The organism is Bradyrhizobium sp. ORS 86, from assembly GCF_045571475.1.
Classification (GTDB): domain Bacteria; phylum Pseudomonadota; class Alphaproteobacteria; order Rhizobiales; family Xanthobacteraceae; genus Bradyrhizobium.
Map to the genome: position 1 here is coordinate 4,647,751 of NZ_CP120699.1, position 20,906 is coordinate 4,668,656.

20 protein-coding genes are annotated in these 20,906 nt (G+C 63.8%); 4 read left to right on the plus strand and 16 right to left on the minus strand.

Annotation, left to right across the window (positions count from 1 at the left end):
- Positions 1–50 precede the first annotated feature (50 nt).
- Complete coding sequence (locus tag P6U25_RS21795) at positions 51–374, minus strand: YMGG-like glycine zipper-containing protein (protein WP_407146829.1); 324 nt, start codon at positions 372–374, stop codon at positions 51–53.
- 629 nt (positions 375–1,003) lie between these two features.
- Between P6U25_RS21795 and P6U25_RS21800 the strand changes: the two genes are divergently transcribed.
- From P6U25_RS21800 to glsA, 3 genes are all read left to right on the plus strand, one after another.
- Complete coding sequence (locus P6U25_RS21800; protein ID WP_407146830.1) at positions 1,004–1,231, plus strand: hypothetical protein; 228 nt, start codon at positions 1,004–1,006, stop codon at positions 1,229–1,231.
- Positions 1,232–1,446: 215 nt separating this feature from the next.
- Positions 1,447–1,737 carry a hypothetical protein gene (locus P6U25_RS21805; protein WP_407146831.1) on the plus strand — a complete coding sequence of 97 codons (291 nt, stop codon included), beginning with the start codon at positions 1,447–1,449 and terminating at the stop codon, positions 1,735–1,737.
- A 368-nt stretch (positions 1,738–2,105) separates the two neighbouring features.
- Complete coding sequence (glsA, locus tag P6U25_RS21810; protein ID WP_407146832.1) at positions 2,106–3,965, plus strand: glutaminase A; 1,860 nt, start codon at positions 2,106–2,108, stop codon at positions 3,963–3,965.
- Positions 3,966–4,141: 176 nt separating this feature from the next.
- Here glsA and P6U25_RS21815 read toward each other — a convergent pair whose 3' ends face one another.
- The 15 genes from P6U25_RS21815 to P6U25_RS21885 all read right to left on the minus strand — a co-directional run bounded on the left by P6U25_RS21815 (position 4,142) and on the right by P6U25_RS21885 (position 19,512).
- Complete coding sequence (locus tag P6U25_RS21815; protein ID WP_407146833.1) at positions 4,142–4,669, minus strand: carboxymuconolactone decarboxylase family protein; 528 nt, start codon at positions 4,667–4,669, stop codon at positions 4,142–4,144.
- Between the two features lie 418 nt (positions 4,670–5,087).
- A complete protein-coding gene (locus tag P6U25_RS21820; protein WP_407146834.1) occupies positions 5,088–5,447 on the minus strand; it encodes a Zn-ribbon domain-containing OB-fold protein in 360 nt (119 codons plus the stop codon).
- Positions 5,444–6,580 (minus strand): thiolase family protein, encoded by a 1,137-nt coding sequence (locus tag P6U25_RS21825; RefSeq protein WP_407146835.1) that lies wholly within the window; start codon positions 6,578–6,580, stop codon positions 5,444–5,446. The genes P6U25_RS21820 and P6U25_RS21825 overlap by 4 nt, the downstream gene beginning before the upstream one ends.
- A gap of 161 nt (positions 6,581–6,741) precedes the next feature.
- On the minus strand, positions 6,742–7,908 hold the full coding sequence (locus tag P6U25_RS21830; RefSeq protein WP_407146836.1) for an acyl-CoA dehydrogenase family protein: 1,167 nt from the start codon (positions 7,906–7,908) through the stop codon (positions 6,742–6,744).
- Between the two features lie 11 nt (positions 7,909–7,919).
- A complete protein-coding gene (locus P6U25_RS21835; RefSeq protein ID WP_407146837.1) occupies positions 7,920–9,122 on the minus strand; it encodes a CaiB/BaiF CoA transferase family protein in 1,203 nt (400 codons plus the stop codon).
- Positions 9,123–9,262: 140 nt separating this feature from the next.
- Entirely contained in the window at positions 9,263–9,463 is a 201-nt protein-coding gene (locus P6U25_RS21840) for a hypothetical protein (RefSeq protein WP_407146838.1), read from the minus strand.
- Between the two features lie 94 nt (positions 9,464–9,557).
- The gene (locus tag P6U25_RS21845) at positions 9,558–11,087 is read right to left on the minus strand and encodes a class I adenylate-forming enzyme family protein (RefSeq protein WP_407146839.1); all 1,530 of its coding nucleotides are present in this window, start codon (positions 11,085–11,087) and stop codon (positions 9,558–9,560) included.
- Positions 11,088–11,103: 16 nt separating this feature from the next.
- On the minus strand, positions 11,104–12,273 hold the full coding sequence (locus P6U25_RS21850; RefSeq protein ID WP_407146840.1) for an acetyl-CoA acetyltransferase: 1,170 nt from the start codon (positions 12,271–12,273) through the stop codon (positions 11,104–11,106).
- A gap of 43 nt (positions 12,274–12,316) precedes the next feature.
- Positions 12,317–12,964 (minus strand): bifunctional 4-hydroxy-2-oxoglutarate aldolase/2-dehydro-3-deoxy-phosphogluconate aldolase, encoded by a 648-nt coding sequence (eda, locus tag P6U25_RS21855; protein WP_407146841.1) that lies wholly within the window; start codon positions 12,962–12,964, stop codon positions 12,317–12,319.
- Positions 12,961–13,917, minus strand: a complete 957-nt coding sequence (locus tag P6U25_RS21860) for a sugar kinase (RefSeq protein WP_407146842.1) — start codon at positions 13,915–13,917, stop codon at positions 12,961–12,963. The genes eda and P6U25_RS21860 overlap by 4 nt, the downstream gene beginning before the upstream one ends.
- Positions 13,918–13,941: 24 nt before the next feature.
- Positions 13,942–14,928, minus strand: coding sequence for a D-erythronate dehydrogenase (gene denD / locus P6U25_RS21865; RefSeq protein WP_407146843.1), 987 nt, complete (start codon positions 14,926–14,928; stop codon positions 13,942–13,944).
- Positions 14,929–14,988: 60 nt separating this feature from the next.
- On the minus strand, positions 14,989–15,912 hold the full coding sequence (locus P6U25_RS21870; protein WP_407146844.1) for a carbohydrate ABC transporter permease: 924 nt from the start codon (positions 15,910–15,912) through the stop codon (positions 14,989–14,991).
- A gap of 66 nt (positions 15,913–15,978) precedes the next feature.
- Positions 15,979–16,896 carry a carbohydrate ABC transporter permease gene (locus tag P6U25_RS21875; protein WP_407146845.1) on the minus strand — a complete coding sequence of 306 codons (918 nt, stop codon included), beginning with the start codon at positions 16,894–16,896 and terminating at the stop codon, positions 15,979–15,981.
- 150 nt (positions 16,897–17,046) lie between these two features.
- Positions 17,047–18,366: an ABC transporter substrate-binding protein gene (locus tag P6U25_RS21880; protein ID WP_407146846.1), complete on the minus strand. Its 1,320-nt coding sequence runs from the start codon at positions 18,364–18,366 to the stop codon at positions 17,047–17,049.
- Positions 18,367–18,444: 78 nt separating this feature from the next.
- A complete protein-coding gene (locus P6U25_RS21885; protein ID WP_407146847.1) occupies positions 18,445–19,512 on the minus strand; it encodes an ABC transporter ATP-binding protein in 1,068 nt (355 codons plus the stop codon).
- A 206-nt stretch (positions 19,513–19,718) separates the two neighbouring features.
- Here P6U25_RS21885 and P6U25_RS21890 point away from each other — a divergent pair, with 206 nt between their 5' ends.
- On the plus strand, positions 19,719–20,747 hold the full coding sequence (locus P6U25_RS21890) for a LacI family DNA-binding transcriptional regulator (protein ID WP_407146848.1): 1,029 nt from the start codon (positions 19,719–19,721) through the stop codon (positions 20,745–20,747).
- Positions 20,748–20,906: the final 159 nt, after the last annotated feature.

Genomic DNA, 20,906 nt, shown 5'->3' on the forward strand with positions numbered 1-20,906 from the left:
GTCAATATATTTCCTCAGAGGTCAGGTCGCCGATCTCGGGGCGCTTGGCGTCAGTACTGGCCACGATAATAGCGCTCATCGCACTCGGCGACGTAGATGCTGCCGTCCGGAGCACGATAGCGGCACATGGTGCGCCCGCCGTACTGTGGCTGCTGTGTGGAATTGGCAACAGCAGCGCCAAGCAAGGCGCCTGCACCTGCGCCGAGAACCGTGCCTGCGGTGTTTCTGCCGATGGCCTGACCAATCAGCGCCCCGCTGGCCGCGCCCAAGCCTGCGCCAGCCAGTGTGCGCTGGTCTTGGGGGGTTTGCGCGCAGCCGGCAAGCGAAGTGCCAAGGGCCACCATAGCTACGGCGGCGATCTTTAGAACGTTCATAATGATCCTTTGCGTTGAGCGTACACGAATGGTCCTGGCCAAGCTTTGCGGTTGGATCGGCCGGAAGCCGCGCGAGAGCAATTTCGATTCGGACTTGGGCTGGGGAATGGGGCATAGTTAGGTCAACACGAATAACGCCCCGCGCAGAAGTGGCGAAAGTCATGTCGGCACGTTGCTCAGTGCGCAGGATTGCGCTCGTAAGATGCCGGCACGATAGGACGAGGCCCCTGCGGGCCTTTGTGTATGAGGAAGCAAGAGACGGCCCGGCGCCAAGGGCCTTGGGGTAGTCCTAGGAGTGGCCGGGCCGTCTATGCTGGGTGCCGCGTGTGTGGCGCCCAAGCATTACCAATAACCGGTTCTAGCAAGAGGGCGCGATCTCGGCCGCGGGGCTGGCTGAAGATGGTCTGACCGAAATCGCGCTAACCTCACGCTGGTGTTGCGACCGTGGCGAGCCATCATGGCGACGCTCTGGCCAGACCATGGCGTGATCATGGTTCACCACAGTTCGCGCCTATTGCGCACGAGATCATCGAGCATTGGAGCCAAGTCCGCAGGACGAAAGTAACTTGCCTCTCCCAAGGCTTCGTCATGTTGTCCGAGGCTCGCGACCTGAGGAGGACGGAGACTCGATGACCATTGCTAACGACGTTCTGCGTGTTGTGATGGCGCAGCCCGGACTGTCTGCGGAAGACATCGCCGGCAGGCTGTTCGGTGACAAGGCCACGATGCAACGCGTCAATGCAGCATGCCGTAAGCTTGTGGAAGAGCGGCGGCTCGTTCGCAGCGGCAGGGGCGGCCCAAGCGACCCATTCACCTATCACCTGCCGACGCATCCCAGCATCTTGACGCCGACCTGACGCGTCCAGCGACGGCTCGCACAGGCGCGTTTACCACCGGTGCAGCCGGCGACCAATGAGCGACAGCGGCGAGATCTGACAATGATCCTGACGCGATAGGCCGATCGGGACTAACCAGCGGTTTCCACGCCAAATGCGAGCCACGGGCCATCGTGGCAAGGAACGGTCGATGTTCGCTGCCGTTACATCGGTTCAACCTCAAGGAGGAAGTTCCGATGTTGAAGATTACTCTTGTCTTGGCGATAGCCGCAGCCGCGCTGACGACGACCCCGCTTGCCACTCCAGCCAGGGCTCAAAACGTCAAGATGGCGCAAGGCGTTGATGTCCAGGTCGGACGGGATCGCGACGACCGCTACTACCGAGACCGCTACAATCGCGACACGACAGTTGGCATCGGCCCCGGGGGCGTCACCGTCGGCCCAGGACGGCGATGCCGCACTGAGACAGTCACGGTGGAACGTGACGATGGCCGCAGGATCACGCGCAGGGAGCGCCGCTGCGACTAATTCGGTCGAGGGCGTCTCCGGCTCGTTCACTGACGAGGTCGTTATCCTCCGCGGTCGACCCCGCGGTACATCATCGGTCACACGCTGAAATCACTGACCGTCGTGAAAAAAAGCCCCCGGTCGTCGCGGCCGAGGGCCTAAGGACGTCTCTCGTCCGTCAGGCAGGGAGACACAACGCATCATCCCTGAGCCCGCCTCCAGCACAACGGTACTAAGGAAGTAGCGACGAGCGGAAGGCCGCCATGGCAACCCTTCTATCGTCAAGGACCGTCGATCATCCGAAACATCGCGGTGATCGCGGATTCCCCGTCATTGGACTGGTTCCGGATCAGTTGCGCGCGCCCTAATTGCGTTGCACAACGGAGGCGATGAAACGATCACCTCCACCCGTCACGCCCACCACCACGGCCTGGTCCAGCTCGAAGCCACCGTTGCTGCGGTTTCTGCACACTTGTTACGCAGATTTCCTGCTCGAGACCGGCGGCGCCGTCGCTGACTACATTCCCGAGCTCGGCAAGGCCGATCCTGCCCATTTTGGCATCAGCCTCGCGACCCTCGACGGCCACGTCTACGAGGTCGGCGACACCCGCACCCCCTTCACCATCCAGTCGATGTCGAAGCCGTTCGTGTTCGCGCTGGCGCTGGACACGCTCGGTGCCGAGCGGGTCGAGAGCGTGATCGGCGTCGAACCGTCGGGCGATCCCTTCAACTCGATCCGGCTGAATGCGCAAAACCACCCCTTCAACCCGATGGTCAACGCCGGCGCGATCGCCTGCACCGGCCTGATCCACGCGGCCAAGGGCGACGGTGCGTTCGCGTATATCCGCGAGGCGCTGGGGCGCTTCGCCGGCCGCGAGCTCGATGTCGACGAGGCGGTCTATGCCTCCGAGAGCGCGACTGGCGACCGCAACCGGGCGATCGGCTATCTGCTGCGCACCAATGACGTGATCACCGAGAACGTGCCTGACGTGCTCAACGTCTATTTCCGGCAATGCGCCATCCTCGTCACCGCGCGCGACACCGCGGTGATGGCGGCAACGCTCGCCAATCACGGCGTCAACCCGCTGACCGGCGAGCAGGTGGTGACGCCCTACGCGATCTCCCGCACGCTCTCGGTGATGACATCGTCGGGCATGTACGACTACGCGGGCGAATGGATCTACCGCGTCGGCATCCCCGCCAAGAGCGGCGTCGGCGGCGGCATCCTGGCGGCGCTGCCGGCGCGGCTCGGGCTCGGCAGCTATTCGCCGAAGCTCGACAAGCACGGCAACAGCGTGCGCGGCATCAAGGTATGCAAGGCGCTGTCGGCGCATTACGACCTGCACATGCTCAACCGCAGCGACGACGCGCGCCACAGCATCATTGCCGACTACAACATCGGCAAGAACCCGTCGCGGCGGGTGCGCCGGCCCCAGGAACAGGAGATTCTGGCCAGGCACTTCCAGGAGGTGCGTGTGATCGAGCTGGTCGGCACGCTGTCGCTCTCCAATGTCGACTACGTCTCGCGCCGCCTCGCCGGCGCGCCGCGTCCACAGTTCGTGATCTTCGACCTTCGCCGCGTCACCGCGACGACGCGCGCTGGCGCGCGGCTGGTGGCGGAAGCCTTCAAGGAGCTGGCCGAGCTCGGCGTCACCGTGGTCCTCTCAGGCATCAAGCGGACGTCGCGGGAGTGGGCGACGATCAGCGAGTGGACCAGCCGGCTCGGCAATATCAGGGACTTCTACCTGCTCGACACCGCGATCGAATGGGCCGAGGACCAGATCGTCTACCGCTACGGCGGCTCGATCGACTTCTTCGAGACCACCGAACTTTCGGAGCAGCCGCTACTCGCCGGACTGAGCGAGCAAGAACTCGCCAGCCTTAATGCGCTCAGCACGATCATGACCTATCAGCCGAACGAGAAGATAGTCGCAGCCGGCGACGAGGCGACCTCGTTGTTCTTCCTGCGCAGCGGCGTCGTCCATGTCACCCTGCCCGACGGCATCAGGCTGGCGACGCTGACCGCCGGCATGGCCTTTGGCGAGATGGCGCTGCTGGAGCCGCGACGCTCCGCCGACGTGCTCGCCGACATGTCGGCGACCGCCTATGAGGTGGCGATCAAGGACTTCGAACACTTCCGGCGCGAGCATCCCCATGCCGGTGAGCGGATCATGCGCAACCTCGCGCAGATCCTCGCCGAGCGGCTGATCATCGCGAATGCGAAGGTCGAACTGCTCACCTCGGGCTGAGTCTTCCCTCTCCCCGCTCTTCGCGGGGAGAGGGTTGGGGTGAGGGGCTGCATCAGCAAAATGACTCGGAATGGAACCCGCGGAGACTTCCCCCTCACCCGGATCGCATTTCATGCGATCCGGCCTCTCCCCGCGCGCGGGGAGAGGCAAAAGGAAGTGCTGCTCGCGCACTGACCTCAGCTCACCACTTCCGTCACAGGCTGCATGTCGATCTCGAAGGTCTCCAGGAACTTCGACGTCATGATGTAGAAGCCGACCGAGAGCTGCAGCTCGATCAGCGCGCCCGGCGTCAGCTTCGAGGCGATCGCCTTGAAGGTCGCGTCCGTCGGCTTCTTGAGCTTGACGATCTCGTCGGTGAAGGCGAGCGCCGCGCGCTGCACGTCGTTGAAGCAGGTCGCGACCTGCCAGTTCTCCAGCGCCGCGTTCTGCTCGTCGGTGACACCGACATTCTTGCCGATCCGTTTGTGCGCAACGATCTCGTAGGGAGCTTCGCAGAGAATGCCGGTGCGGGTGATCGCAAGCTCGCGTACGACGGGATCTAGCTCGCCCTTGTGACGGATCGCGCCGCCGAGCCGGCAGTACTGTTCGAAATAGCTCGGCGAATGCGCCATCATGCGAAAGATGTTGGCGTTGCGGTTCTTGTCGAGGATCTCGCGGGTCCGCGGGCTTGCCTGTGCGGGATCTGAGTAATCGATACGGGCCATTTCCTAACCTTGATCGTGTTGCCGTTTCTGTCGGTTCCAAAACACTATCTGCCGGCCGTCGCGCGAGCAACACGCCCGAGCCAAATTGCCGCCGCAATGCTAATCAACCTTCACGCGGTCGATATTCGCTGAGTGGGGACTCGTCAAAAGCGAATACTCGTCGCGGGGTGTTCCGAGTACAAAATCTGACCGTCGAGCGCTTGCAGCGCAACGATGAGTCACGCCCGGGTCTAGGGAGAACGCATGAAGGAAGCCACCAAGAGGGCGGCCTCGGAGGCGCTTGCGCAAGTGCTGGCGGTGACGGCGATGCTCGTCATCGCCAGCGTCATTTTCTACTGGCGATAGTATCTGTGACTTGGAGGGGCGAAGGCGAATGTTCAGGCTGGGTATCGCGTCCTGATCGGTTCGCCCTCGCCCCTCACCTTGCCTTCTCGAAATACGGAACGAGCCGTCCCGCGAATTGCGTGAAGCGGGCGGTGACCTTGTCGCCGATGGCAAGCGCATTGTCGCCGTGAGCCATCATGCGGAATCCCTCATCGGTATCGACGAGCACGATGTTGTAGGGCACGTGTGCCCGCGTCTCCGGCGTGGCGGCGCGGCAGACCAGCGAGGTCGCATACACCGTGCCTGCCCCGCTGGCGCGATGCTCGGCCACATCAGGCGAGCCACAGGCCGCGCAAAAGCTGCGGCGGAAATATTGCCGGGCGCCGCACGCGTTGCAGGTTTGATAGACGATGGCTTCTGCGCCCTTGGTCCAATCAATGATCTGCCCGCTCATCGTACGCGCTCCAGGAACATGCTGACATGCGAGGACAGCACGCCGCCGTCGCCATGGAGCAGCGCGATCGAGGCATCGCGGACCTGACGAGTGCCGGCGCGGCCGGTCATCTGCAGATGGGTCTCGACCAGATGGGCCATCGCACCGCCGACGCCGCAATGGCCGTAGCTGAGCAGACCGCCATGAGTGTTGAGCGGCATCTCGCCGTTCTGGTCGAAATATCCCGCTCGGACGCGGGCCGCCGCTTCGCCGCGCTTCGCGAGCCCCAGATCCTCCAGCAGCATCGCAAGCGTGATCGTAAAGCTGTCATAGACCGCAGCATAGCGGACATCCGAAATCGCAAGGCCTGCTGACTGCTTCGCCTTCGCGATCGAAATCTCCGCGCCGAGTTCGCTCAATGCGGGCGCGGCCGTGACATGCTGATGGGTGTGGGCCTGCGCGCAACCGCGGACCCGCACCTGCCTGTCGCCGGTCGCTTCGCGGCTGATCACGAACGCAGCGCCGCCATCGGACACCGGGCAGCAATCCAGCAGCTTGAGCGGCATCGCCACCGGCTTCGAGGCCATCACGTCGGCAACCGTGATCGGCTCGTGGAACTGCGCACCGGGATGCGTCAGCGCGTGCTTGCGCATCAGCACCGCGAACTCGGCAAGGTCCTCCTGCGTCACGCCGTACTCATGCATGTAGCGCGTCGCCACCAGGCCGTAATAGGCCGGGATCGTCGGCCCCAGCGCCACCTCGTAATCGGGATGACCGACCTGAGCCAACGCCTGGATCGAGGCGTCGCGGCTCTGCCCAGTCAGCCGGTTCTCGCCGCCGACCACCAGCACGTGCTTGGCGATGCCCGCATCGACCAATTGATGCGCCAGCATGGTCATCGCAAGACCGGTGGCGCCGCCGACCTGCACGGCGTGGGCATAGGACGGGCGAATGCCGAAATGCTCGGCGAACACGGTCGCCAGCATGATGTGTGGTGAGACCGTCGAATAGCCGCACAGGATGCCGTCGATATCGGAGCGCTTCAGCCCTGCATCAGCGATTGCGAGCTCGGCTGCCTTGCTCATCAGGTCGAGCGAGGACGAGCCTTCATGCTTGCCGTAGGACGTGAGGCCGACGCCGGTGATGAAGCTCATCGGTTCACCTCCCCTTGCAAACGGGAGGTCGGCTTGCGCAGCAAGCCGGGTGGGGATCTGTCTCCGCCCCATCTGCTCTCAGCCGTGGCTGACCCCGACCCTGCCCTCCCCCTTTCAGGGGAAGGAGAAGACAGCGGCGCGCCTCCCGGAACCCATTCTCATCAATACGACTTCGGCAGACCAAGCACCTTCTCCCCGATGAAGCTGAGGATCAGTTGCGGGCTGATCGGCGCGATGCGCGGGATCAGGGATTCCCGCAGATAGCGCTCGACGTGATACTCCTTGGCGTAACCGAAGCCGCCGTGAGTCATCACCGCCTGCTCGCAGGCGTGGAAGCCGGCCTCGGCCGCGAGATATTTGGCGGAGTTCGCCGCGGGGCCGCAGGGCAGGTTCTGGTCATACTGCCAGCCGGCGCGCAGCACCATCAGCCAGGCGGCCTCGAGCTCCATCCAGCACTTCGCCAGCGGATGCTGGATCGCCTGGTTCATACCGATCGGGCGGTTGAATACGATCCGACCCTTGGCGTATTCCGACGCCCGCTTCAGCGCAATCTGCCCGAGGCCGACGGCTTCGGCCGCGATCAGGATGCGCTCGGGATTCATGCCGTGCAGGATGTATTCGAAACCGCGGCCCTCCTCGCCGATGCGGTCCTCGACCGGGATCTCGAAGTTCTCGAAGAACAATTCGTTGGAGTCGACGGGCTTGCGGCCCATCTTCTCGATCTCGTGCACGGTGACGCGCTTGCGATCGAAGTCGGTGTAGAACAGGCTGAGACCATGGGTCGCGCTGCGCACCTCCTCGAGCGGCGTGGTGCGCGCGAGCAGCAGGATCTTGTTGGCGACCTGCGCGGTCGAGATCCACACCTTCTGGCCATTGACGATGTACTTGTCGCCCTGGCGCACCGCGCGGGTCTTGAGCTGGGTGGTGTTGAGGCCGGTGTTCGGCTCAGTGACGGCGAAGCAGGATTTGTCGCGGCCGTCGATGATCGGCGGCAGCATGCGCTGGCACTGCTCCTTGGTGCCGAACACCACCACGGGATTGAGCCCGAACACGTTCATGTGCACGGCGGAGGCACCGGACATACCGGCGCCCGACTCCGAGATCGTGCGCATCATGATCGCGGCGTCGGTGATGCCGAGACCGGAGCCGCCATATTCCTCGGGGATGCAGATGCCGAGCCAGCCGGCATCGGCCAGCGCGCGATGGAAGTCGACCGGATAGCCGCCCTCCTTGTCCTTCTTCAACCAGTAGGCATCGTCGAAGCGCGAGCAGATCTTCCCGATGGCGTCGCGGATCGATTCCTGGTTAGCCGAGAGTGCGAAATCCATGGGTGCTGTCCTTAAATGTTGTTCGCAAGCTTGGTGACGCCGTCGCGCACCATCGCGGCGATCTCCTCAGTGGAGTAGCCCATCTCCCGCAGGATCTCTTCGCCGTGCTGGCCGAGCCGTGGTGCCAGGCGTTGCGGCTCTGCCTTGGTCTCCGACCAGCGCGCCGACACCTTCATGCTGCGGATGCGCCCCTCGGTCGGATGCTCCGCAGCCGGGAACATGCCGGTTGCGACCATATGCGGATCCTGCAACAGGCTCTCGAGGTCATGCATCGGCATGACCGGCACATCGGCCTGCTCGAGGATCTCGTTCCACTCGGCCGTGGTCTTGGTCAGCAGGATACGCGCGAGCTCGGCATAGACCGTATCGATATTGGTGGCACGGCCGGCGAAGGTCGCGAACTTCGGATTGCTGCGCAGATCGTCGCGCCCGGTCGCCTTGAAGAAATTCTCCCACTGCTTGTCGTTATAGACGATCACGCAGATGTAGCCGTCGGACGTCTTGTACGGCCGCCGGTCCGGCGAAAGGTGGCGCGCATAGCCACCCTTGTCGAGCGGTGGATCGTAGGTCAGCCCGCCCATGTGATCGCCCATGACGAAACCGGCCATCGTCTCGAACATCGGAATGTCGACGCGCTGGCCCAGCCCGGTCCGGTCGCGATGCACGAGGCTCGCGCAGATCGCGCCGACCGCGGTGAGACCGACGATGCGATCGACCAGGGCATTCGGCACGTAGCGCGGTACGCCGTCGGACGTCTGCGCCATCAGCGCCGGCAACGCGGTGGCGCCCTGAATCAGATCGTCATAGGCCGGCTTGGCGGCATACGGCCCTTCCTGGCCGAAGCCGAACACGCCGGCATAGACCAGCCGCGGATTGACCTTCGCCACCACGTCGTAGCCGAGTTGCAGCCGGCCCATCGCCTGCGGGCGCACGTTGTAGACGAGCACGTCGGCCTTCGCGATCAGCCGCAGCACCGCCTCGCGCCCGTCCGGCTTCTTCAGATCGAGGCAGATCGAGCGCTTGCTTCGGTTGGTATTGAGGAACACCGGCCCCATGCCGGGATGTCGCGTCGGACCGATCTGCCGCGTCACGTCGCCATCGGGCGATTCCACCTTGATGACGTCGGCACCGTAATCGCCAAGCATCTGGGTGGCATAGGGGCCCATCAACACGGTCGTCATGTCGACGACCTTGATGCCCTGCAGTGGTCCCATCGTTCCGTTCACTCCCGGCTGTTCTGGATTGAAACCTAGTAACGGGAGGTTTTTGCCAAGATCAAGCTGCGCCGGGCGTATGGGCGTATGCGTGCCGGCGCCAGCCGCGCCGGCCGGGGCAGACAGGCGGAGATGCCGGACTATTTGTCGATCATCGCATCGCGTGCCTTCACGAGCTTCTCCAGCTCCGCATTCTGCTGCTCGATCCGCTCGGAAATGCGCTCCTCGACTTCGGCGCCTGCCGCACCGGCGGCCTGCTCGATCAGTTGCCTGATATTGTCCCGGAGGATCGCGATGCGGTCGTTCAGTTCCGAAAGCGACAGAGAGGTTTCAATTCCCATGGCAGGTACTCCGGATGACAGGCGCCCATGAGGTTAGCGCGACCGGGCGCAGCCGCCTATAGCCATCGCAAATGTCCGGGGCAGGCGGACCGGCCTACTTCGCCATCATATCCCGCAGCGCGGTCTTCAGCACCTTGCCGTAGTTGTTCTTCGGCAGCGCATCGAGATAGACGTAGCGCTTCGGGCGCTTGAACCGCGCGATCGAGGCGAGGCAATGCGCGTCGAGCTTGCGGTCGTCAGCCGCGGCGCCGTCCTGCAGCACGACGCAGGCGACGACGATCTCGCCCCATTCCGGATCCGGCACACCGATGGCCGAGACCTCGCGGACATCGGGATGGGTCAGCAAGGCTTCCTCGACCTCGCGCGGATAGATGTTGGTGCCGCCGGAGATGATCACGTCCTTGGAACGATCCGACAGCGTGAGGAAGCCGTCGGCGTCGAGGCGGCCGACGTCGCCGGTCCGCAGCCAGCCGTCCTTCAGGGTTTCCGCATTGGCCTTCGGATTGTTCCAGTAGCCGAGCATCACGGTTGAGCCCTTGACCTCGATCTCGCCGGTCTCGCCGGCGGGCAAGGGCTTGCCTTCGTTGTCGGTGATGCGCACGGTGACGACGCTCTGCGCGGTGCCGACCGAGGCCAGCCGCTCCAGATAGCGCGGATGATCGCTGCGCCGGTGCCAGTCGCGCGACAGCGCGGTGATGGTCATCGGCGATTCACCCTGACCATAGATCTGCACGAAGCGCTGGCCCATGGTCGTGATCGCGTCCCTGATGTCCGCGAGATACATCGGCCCGCCGCCATAGATGATGGTGCGCAGCCCCTCGCCGTTCTCGCCGCGCCGCTTCGCGGCATCGACCAGGCGGCGCACCATGGTGGGCGCCGCGAACATCACGACATTGTCGAGCTGACGGCCGAGGTTGAGCACTTCGTCCGGATCGAAGCCGCCGGACTGCGGAACAACGTGCCGACCGCCCATGCGCACATGCGGGAAATTGTAGAGGCCGGCGCCGTGCGAGATCGGCGCGGCATAAAGCGAGGCATCGTTCGGCGTTGCCGCATCGACATCGGCGAGATAACACAGCGACATCGCAACGAGGTTGCCGTGGCTGAGCATCACACCCTTGGGCCGGCCGGTGGTGCCCGAGGTGTAGAACAGCCAAGCGAGATCATCGGTCTCGCGTGGCAGCGGGGTGGGCGCGCCCTCGCCGCTGCGCATGGCGCGGTAGGTATCGCTGTCGACGGAGAGCATGGTCATGCCGGCGGGACAATCGTCCTTGGCCTCGGTCAGCGCGGCGATTGTGTCGTCGGACACGAAGGCGAGCTTGGCGCCGCCATTGCCACAGATCCACGCCGCCTCGCGGCCGTGCAGCTTGGCATTGATCGGGATCGCGGCCGCGCCGATCCACCAGATGCCGTAGAGACATTCGAGATATTGCGTGCAATTGCTGGCAAACAGCGCGACGCGGTCGCCGGCGGTGATGCCGTAATCACGCGCCAGCGCTGCCCCGATCGAGGCGGCGCGACGCGCAAAGGTCGCGTAGTCAGCGTCGAGGTCGAAGCCGGTCAGCAGCGCCGGCGCGTCGGGACGTGCCCGCGCCGTCGCTGCCAGCCATTCGGCAATGTTCATCGCCGAAGGCCCGCGATTACTTCGCCGGCTCGAGGATCGAGACGTAGTTGGCGACCGCGGCACCGCCCATGTTGAAGATGCCGCCGAGCTGGGCGTTCTTGAGCTGCATGCCCTCGGGCGCCTGCCCGGTGAGCTGCATCGCCGTCATGACGTGCATCGAGACACCGGTCGCGCCGATCGGATGGCCCTTGGCCTTGAGGCCGCCGGACGGGTTGACCGGCAGCTTGCCGTCCTTCTGGGTCCAGCCTTCCTTGATGGCGCGCGCGCCCTGCCCTTTCGGCGCCAGGCCCATCGCTTCATATTCGATCAACTCGGCGACCGTGAAGCAGTCATGGGTCTCGACAAAGGAGAGATCGGAGAGCTGCAGGCCGCCCTTCTGCAGCGCGCGCTGCCAGGCGACGGTGCAGCCTTCGAATTGCAGGATGTCGCGCTTGGACATCGGCAGAAAATCCTGGGCGTGCGCGGTGGCGCGGATGTTCACGGCCTTGCCCATCTTCTTCGCGGTCTCGGCATCGGTCAGCACCAGCGCCGCGGCGCCATCCGACACCAGCGAGCAGTCGGTCCGCTTCAAGGGACCGGCGACATAGGGGTTCTTCTCGCTCTCGGAGCGGCAGAACTCGAAGCCGAAATCCTTGCGCATCTGGGCGTAGGGATTGGCGACGCCGTTCTTGTGGTTCTTAGCAGCTATCATCGCCAGCGCGTCCGACTGGTCGCCGTATTTCTGGAAATAGGCCTGCGCGATCTTGCCGAACACGCCGGCAAAGCCGCCGACGGTGTCGCCGTCTTCCGGCAGGTACGACGCCTTCAACAGGTTCTTGCCGATCTCCGGGCCGGGCGTCCGCGTCATCTGCTCGACACCGACCACCAGCACGATCTTCGCCGCTCCAGCTTCGATGGCGCGAATGCCCTGGTGCACAGCGGCGGATCCCGTGGCGCAGGCGTTCTCGACCCGGGTGGTCGGCTTGAAGCGCAGCGCGGGATCAGCCTGCAGCACTAGCGAGGCGGTAAAGTCCTGCGGCGAGAAGCCGGCGTTGAAATGGCCGAGCATGATCTCGTCAACGTCGGAGGCGGAAATGCCGGCGTCAGCGAGCGCCTCGTTGGCGACCTTCACGACGAGACCTTCGATGGTCTCTGCGTCGAACTTTCCGAATGGCGTGTGGGCCCAACCCACGATGCTGGCTGTCATGGCCGATCTCCCTGTTCCTGTTCGAAATCCATGTAACCTATCTTCAGGCCGCTTTCAGCGATTTCATCGTCTGCGCACACATGGCGGTTATGCCGGACCAGTTGCCGGCGCGGATGTCCGAGGCCGGGCACAGCCAGGAGCCGCCGACGGCCAGCACGTTCGGCTCGGCGAGCCAGGTCGCCGCATTGGCCTCGCCGATCCCGCCGGTCGGGCACACTCTGACATTCGGGAATGGGCCGGCCAGCGCCCGCAGTGCCTTGATACCGCCAGCCTGCTCGGCCGGGAAGAATTTGACCACGTCAAAGCCATGCGCCAGAGCCTGCATCAGCTCGGATGCCGTGGCGATCCCCGGCGCGAAGGGCAACCGGCTGGCGGAGGCGGCCTTGAGCAGTTCGGGCGTCGCGCCCGGGCTGATGCCGAACCTGGCGCCGAGCGCCTCCGCGCGTGCCAGATCGTCGCCATTGAGGATCGTGCCGATACCGACGATCGCCTCAGGCACGTCGGCGATGATCGCCTTGGCCGCCTCGACCGCCACCGACGTGCGTAGCGTCACCTCGAGCGTCCGCACCCCGCCGGCGACCAGCGCCTTCGCAAGCGGCACCGCATCCTGCAGCCGCTCGATGGTCAGCACCGGGATCACAGTGGCTTGCCGGATCAGCTCCGCGGTCTGGTGCTGCTTTGATGCTGTCATGAGGAGGCCTTGCGGGATGTTGAGGGCCGTGGCGCCCGCTTGGGCGGCATGGCGTAGCGTGGAATGATCGCGCCGGGATAGCACACCACGACGCCGGCAAGACGATGGCCCGCGCGGGCGGCATCCTCCGGTCCGGCACCGCTGAGACGCGCCGCGAGATAGGCGGCGGCAAAGCTGTCACCTGCCGCGGTGGTATCGACTGCCGGCTTGATCAGTGGCTCCGCCCTCACCTCGCCCGATCCACCGGCGAAGCGCAGGATACAAGCCGGCTCCGCGAGCTTGAGCACCACCTCGGGGCTCGATATGCCGGCAAGCAGCGCTGCGGTGCTCTCGCCGGGATAAAGCGGCGCCAGATCTTCGGTCGATGCGAGCACGATATCCGCGCCCTCGAAGGCGGCACTGAACGCCTTGCGCGCGATATTGAGGTCAGGCCAGCCGCGGACCCGGAAATTGGTGTCGAACGCAAACCGCGTGCCCAGCAGCCGTGCCCGCTTCAGTGCCGTCATCAGGCGTTCCCGGCCGGCCTCGTCCAGGATGGAGAGCGTGATCGCCGAAAAATAGACCACGTCATAGCTCGCCAGCGAGTTCAGGATGTCTTCGGTCTCGGGCAGGTCCATTAGGCTGCGCGCGGCCGCACTCTCGCGCCAATGGAAGAAGCGCCGCTCGCCCTTGTCGTCGGTCTGGATCAGATACAGCCCCGGCAATTTGCCGGGCAGCCGCGCGACACGCTTGGTGCCGATGCCCTCCGCGGTCCAGCCCGCGATCATCTCGTCGCTCAGCGCGTCGTCGCCGAGCGCGGTGATGTAATCGACATCGACGCCGAGCCGGGACAGATAGACGGCGGTGTTGAGCGTGTCACCGCCGTAGCCGCGCGCGAAGAGGCCGCTGCTCGGACCACCCGTGGCCTGGCGCAGCTCGATCATGCATTCGCCGATGCAGGCAACCCGGGTCATCTCGGAACCCGTCTGAACGACACTTTAGGCGGCAAATTTACCGCCAAGCTCGTCCTCGATGTGGATACGAATGATGTCGTCGAACGTCTTCTCGGCCGTGGTGAACCCGAGCTTGAGCGCGCGCTCCGTGGCGAAATCGCGCGGCCATCCCGAGACGATGCTGATGATGGTCGGATCGGGCACCCGCTTGATGCGCGCGGTGACGTTCTTGCCGGCGACGCGCTCCAGCGCCGCGATCTGCTCGCCGACGGTGGCTGATAGCCCGGGCATGCTGAGATTGCGCCGTGGGCCGATCGCGCTGAGGTCCATGGTGCCGGCATGGATCAGGAAGCCGACCGCCGATTTCGGCGAGGCGTGCCAATGCCGCACGTCCTCGGAGACCGGCAGGATGGCCTCCTCGCCTGCGAGCGGCTCGCGGATGATGTTGGAGAAGAAGCCGGACGCCGCCTTGTTCGGCCTGCCCGGCCGCACGCAAATCGTCGGCAGGCGGATCGAGATGCCGTCGAGCAGGCCCTTGCGGGTGTAATCATTGATCAGGAGTTCGCAGATCGACTTCTGCGTGCCATAGCTCGTCAGCGGCGTGTGGAAGAATTCGTCGCCGATCTTCTCGGGGAACGGCGCACCGAACACGGCGATCGAGGACGTGAACACCAGCCGCGGCCTGTAGCCGCCGCCGACGGTGCGGATCGCATCGATCAGATGGCGGGTGCCGTCGAGATTGATCCGGTAGCCCTTGTCGAATTCGGCCTCTGCCTCGCCCGACACGATCGCGGCAAGATGGAAGATCACCTCAGGCCGCTCGGCGATCAGCGGCGCTGCGGCGCCGGCATCGGCGAAATCGGAGGCGACGACGTTGACCGGAATCTGCGCGTTCGCCGGCTTGGCCGGCGCCACCACGTCCTGCAGCGTCATTTTGGTGATGTCTTGCTTGCCGAGGCGGCCTTCGCGCAGCAGGCGTTCCGTCAGTTTCCGGCCGACCATGCCGGCGGCGCCGAGGATCAGAATATGCAAGACCCAACTCCTGTTGACTTGTCCAGTTGACTTGGACTTCGGACGCGGGGCCTTAGGTGCTCACTCTTTCACGGCTCCCGTCATGGCGGAGACATAATGCTCAACGAAGAACGCGTAAAGGATAACCAGCGGCAGCGAACCGCATAGCGCCCCTGCCATCAGGGAACCCCAGCGATAGACGTCGCCGTCGACGAATTCGTTGACGATGGCAACCGGCACCGTCTTGTTCGGGGTCGATTGCAGGAACGTCAGCGCGTAGATGAACTCGTTCCAGCACAGCGTGAAGCAGAAGATGAAGGCCGAGATCAGGCCGGGAACGGCGAGCGGCAGTACGATCTTGATCAGGATCTGCCAGCGGCTGGCACCGTCGATCAGCGCGCATTCCTCGAGCTCGAACGGGATGGTCTTGAAGTAGCCCATCAAGAGCCAGGTCGAGAACGGAATCAGGATCGTCGGGTAGGTCAGGATCAGCGCCAGCGGCGAATCGAACAGGCCATACTGGAAGACGACGGTCGCCAACGGGATGAACAAGATCGACGGTGGCACCAGATAGGCCAGGAAGATCAGGCCGCCGACAACGTTCGCGCCCTTGTAGCGCAGCCGCACGATCGCATAGGCCGCAAGCACGCTCGCGATGATCGAGAGCACCGTGGCGCCGACCGCCACATACATCGTGTTCCACAACCAGTGCGGATAGTAGCTCTCGAACAGGAGCTTGTGGATGTGCTTGAAGGTCGGATTCCAGGTCCAGAACGGATTGTACTTGTCGAGGTCGAGCAACTGGTCGTCCGGCTTCACCGCCGTCAGCGCCATCCAGTAGAACGGAAACAGCAGGATGACGACGATGATCGACAGCGGGAGATAGAGCGTCACGATGCGCCGCGGCACCGATTGCAGGTAGCTCATGCCCTCGCTGTTGTCGACGCGGGAAGCCGTCGACAGGATGGTCTTGAGATCGAGTTTCGATGCTGGGAGATCAGTCATTGTTCTCTCCCGGGCGCGCGCGGGGCCTGCCCCGTTCGCGCAAACGAATACGCAATACGGCAGGGATCAATCATTGTTCTCTCCCTGTTGCCACTTCCTGCGCTGCAGTCCGAACCAGGAGATCATGATCGCGCCGAGCAGGAACGGGATCATCGCGCTCGAGATCGCGGCGCCCTCGCCCAGTTGCCCTCCGATGATCGCGCGTTGATAGGACAAGGTCGCCATCAGATGCGTCGCGTTGACAGGGCCGCCGCGGGTCATTGCCCAGATGAGCTGGAAGTCGGTGAAGGTGAACAGCACCGAGAACGTCATGACGACGGCGATGATTGGCGTGAGCAGCGGGTACGTGATGTGGCGGAACATCTGCCAGGAGCTCGCACCATCCAGGGTCGCCGCTTCGTAAAGCGACGGCGAGACCGTTTGCAGACCTGCCAGAAGCGTGATCGCGACAAACGGCACGCCACGCCAGATGTTGGCGAAGATCACGCAGATGCGCGCCCATGTGGGATCGCCGAGGAAGTTGATGTTCTGGCTGATTAGCCCGAGATGCTTCAGCGACCAGGAAATGATCGAGAACTGGGAGTCGAAGATCCACCAGAAGGCCAGCGCCGACAGCACCGTCGGCACGATGAACGGGATCAGCACGGCGGCGCGCAGCAGCGCCTTGAACGGCATCCGCTCGTTGAGCAGCAGTGCCAGATACAGACCGATGGCGAATTTCAGGGTGCTCGCGACGAAGGTGTAGAGCAGCGTGTTGAACACCGAGAGCCAGAAGATGGCGTCGCCCCACAGCCACTCATAGTTCTCGGCGCCGATGAACTGGCCGATCCGGCCGATGCGGGCATCCGTGAACGACAGCCAGATGCCAAGCCCCAATGGATAGGCCAGGAAAAAGATCAGGAACGCCATCGCCGGCAGCATGAACCAGAAGCCGAGCCAGTTCCTGTTGTGGCGGAGTTGGTCCCAGGCGGTCGCTTCGCGCATTTCGGTCTTCGCGCGTCTTGGTGCAAGGGCGATGTCAGCCATAGGCAATGTCCCGGTTGCTCAACTGATTGAGCATGACCACGCAATAGTCCAACGATGGCATTCCAATGATGGCGCGGGCTGCGGATCGCGCCGCCCGCGCCAGTCTCGTCAGCGATAGATTCGCTTCAACTGCCGTTCGGCCTCGGCGATGGCGGTCTTGGCATCCTTGGCGCCGGTGCAGTAGTTGGCGAACATGTCGACCACGATGAAGTCCGCGATCGCGGTCGCGGCCTTTTCACCGGGCGAGCCAATGCCGGACGCCGGCAACGCCCGCTTGCTCGCCTCGGCGAACACCGCGTTCTTCGGGTCCGCGGTCCATACCGGGGCCGAGTCGTAGGCGTTCAGCGTATGCGTGAGGTAGCCGCGCGCGCCGGACAGCCATTTCTCGAAGTTTTCCTTCTCCAACATGAAGGCGATAAAGGCCTTTGCAGCGTTGGGGTATTTGCAGAAGTTGAAGGCAAGGATCGGCACCGCGAGCTGCAATTCGGTCGGCTTGCCGATCGGTCCGACCGGCCAGAGCGCGTGATAGGTGTCCTCGGCCAGGTCCTTCTTGCTCGGGTCGTCCTTTGCCGCGACGTAGATGGAAATGCCGTTCGAGGTGCAGTAAAGCTCGCCAGCGAGGAACGCCTTGTTGTTCGAGGAATCGTTCCATGAGGCCACGCCGGGAATGAAGGTCTCGGAAAGCGATTTGGCATATTCGAGCGCCTTCGCAGTCTCCGGCGAGTTGATGATGACCTTATCATCTTTGTCGACGGTCCAGGCGTTGTGGCCCCAAAGAACCCAGTACAGCCAAGCGTTGGCGTCTCCGGTCGCATGGCCAAGCGCGAATCCAGCGGGCGTATTGTTCGCCTTCATCGCCTTGCACATTTCCAGGAAGCCCGGAAAATCCTTCGGGAAATCCTTGAAGCCCGCCTTGTCGGTCGCCGACTTGCGATAGGTCATGTAGCCGCCGATGGTCGCGACGGGAATGCCGAGCCAGTCGTTGCCCTGCTTGCAGGTCTTGGCGGCTGCGTCGGTCCACCCGCCGTACTTCTTGCCGAGATAGTCGGCAACGTCGTTCATCTTGATGACCTTGGTCGGGAAGAGCTGCGGCAGCGTGTGCAGACCCCAGGCCATATCGAGACCCGAACCGGTGTTGGCAGCAACCGAGGCCTTGGGCTGGACGTCCTCGAACGACTCGCTGAACACGTTCATCTCGACGCCGGTCGCCGTCTTGAACGCAGCCACGATGGCGTTGAACGCGTCATCCTCGGCAGGCACGAAACGCTTCCAGCGCATCAAAGTGAGTTTGGCGCCGGGCTCCGCCTTCCAGGGCGCGGTCTGCGCCCAAGCCTTAGCGAAATCGAGCAGCGCCGGCCCGGTCAACATGCCGGTTGCGGCCAGCGCAGTGCCGCCCTGAAGTAGCGAGCGGCGAGTAAAATCGTGCATCGTCCTTCCCTCCCTATGAATGATTCTTATTACTCTTGAGCCCGGCTTGTTGGTCAGCCGTTGCAATCAGTCCGTCAGTCAGCCATTGAGCCGCTTCCCCGTTCCATCGTCGAACAGATGGACGAGCGCCGGATCCGGCTTGAGCCGAACCTTGTCGCCGGGGTTGAACAGATGCCGCTCGCGGAACACCGCGACCACCTGCTCACCGCCGAGCTTGGCGAACACCTGCGTCTCCGACCCGGTCGGCTCGACCACGACGATCTCAGCCTCCGCGCCGTCATCGGCGATGGTGAAATGCTCCGGCCGCACGCCATAGACCGCGGGCTTGCCGTCGGAATTGGCGGGCGCCGTTTTCAACGGCAGTTGGACCCCGTTCGGCCCCTCGAAATAGGCGGCGCCGTTCACCTTGACGTTGCCCTTGAGGAAATTCATCGCGGGCGAGCCGATAAAGCCGGCAACAAACTGGTTCGCCGGCGTGTCGTAGAGCTCGAGCGGCGAGCCCATCTGCTCGACGATGCCGTCATGCATCACCACGATCTTGTCGGCCATGGTCATGGCCTCGATCTGGTCGTGGGTGACGTAGACGGTTGTGGTGCGCAGACGCTGATGCAGTTCCTTGATCTCGGTGCGCATCGCGACGCGCAGCTTGGCGTCGAGGTTGGATAGCGGCTCGTCGAACAGGAACACCTGCGGATCGCGCACGATGGCGCGGCCCATGGCGACGCGCTGGCGCTGGCCGCCGGACAGTTGCCGGGGATAGCGATCGAGCAGCGGCGTCAGCGCCAGGATTTCCGCGGCGCGCTTGACGCCGGTTGCGATCTCATCGGGCTTGGCGCCGCGCAGCTTGAGCGAGAAGCCCATATTGTCGGCGACGGTCATGTGCGGATAGAGCGCGTAGTTCTGGAACACCATCGCGATGTCGCGCTCTTTGGGCTGGACATTGTTGACGACGCGGTCGCCGATCGAGATCGTGCCGGAGGTGATGTTCTCGAGCCCGGCCAGCATGCGCAGCAGGGTGGACTTGCCGCAGCCGGAGGGACCGACCAGAACGACGAACTCGCCGTCTTCGATCGGAATCGTCACGCCGTGCAGGACTTCAAAATTACCGAATGATTTCCGCACGTCGCGAATTTGGACCGACGACATCCACTTCCCTCCCTCAAGTTCCCGGCGGCGTCCGACGGATGCCGCGACCGCTCTGCTTTTCGATCGGCTTCGCTGTCACGACGCCCGATTGGACCAACGTTATTGTCCGCAGTTTGTCTGGTTTTGGCAATCGTTCGATTAGCAACGCCTTGGTAGCGCTGTCAATATCGGTTTGTCCGCGGCAAAGCCTGTGATATGAGCGATAAATGGCCCGAAAGCGCATCACGCCAGGCAAAATCCGGCTTACCGAAGTCGCCAAGCTTGCCGGCGTCAGCCCGATCACCGCTTCGCGCTTCTTCAGGAATCCCGAGGCTCTTTCCGCCGGCAAGCGCGCCCGGGTCGAGAGTGCGGCAAAAGAACTCGGCTATGTGCCCAACCTGGCCGCGCGCGCGCTGGCTTCGCAGCGCACCGAGGTGATCGGTGTCCTGATCCCGTCGCTGACCAACAACGTGTTCGCCGACGTGCTGCGCGGCATCTATGACGCGCTCGACGGCAGCCGTTACAGCATCCAGCTCGCCAATACCCGCTACAGCATCCTGCAGGAAGAGCGGCTGCTGCGTCTCTTCCTGGCACAGAAGCCCGCCGGCCTGATCGTGACAGGCATCAATCAGACCGCGGAGTCCCGCACCATCATGGAATCGGTCGATTGCCCGATCGTCCAGATCATGGAGACTGGTCCCGCGCCGCTCGACATGATGATCGGATTCTCGCATTTTGACGCCGCGAAAGCCGCCATCTCCCACCTGCTCGACCAGGGCTGCCGCCGGATCGGCTTTCTCGGTGCGCGGATGGATCCGCGGGTGCAGCGGCGGCTCGACGGCTATCGATCCGCCATGAACGAGGCCGCGCTGTTCGATCCGACGCTGATTGTCACCACGGCGGTGCCGACCTCGGTGACGTTGGGCGGCACGCTGTTCGCCGACCTGCTCGCCAAGGCTCCGGAGATCGATGCGGTGTTCTGCGTGAACGACGACCTCGCGCTCGGCGCACTCTTCGAATGCAAGCGCCGGCACATGGTGGTGCCGGACCAGATGGCGATCATCGGCTTCAACGATCTCGAATTCATGGCTTCGAGCGTGCCGACGCTGAGCAGCGTACGCACCAACCGCTACGAAATGGGCAGGAACGCAGCCACCATGGTGCTCGAGGCGCTGGACGGGCGCCGGCCTGCCGAGCCAGTGGTCGATCTCGGCTTCAGTATCATGGAGCGGCAAAGCTCAGCGCGCCGCGGCTGACATCCATCCGACGACGATTCGTCACAGATCGGCAAAAATGACAAAATGATAGCGCAACCAAAACTCTTCAACTAAGGTCCAATTCCGCCGGCAATCACATCTGCTCGCGATCGCCGGGTTTGTAATGCGCGACAATTTGCGCAAGGTAGAAACGACGTC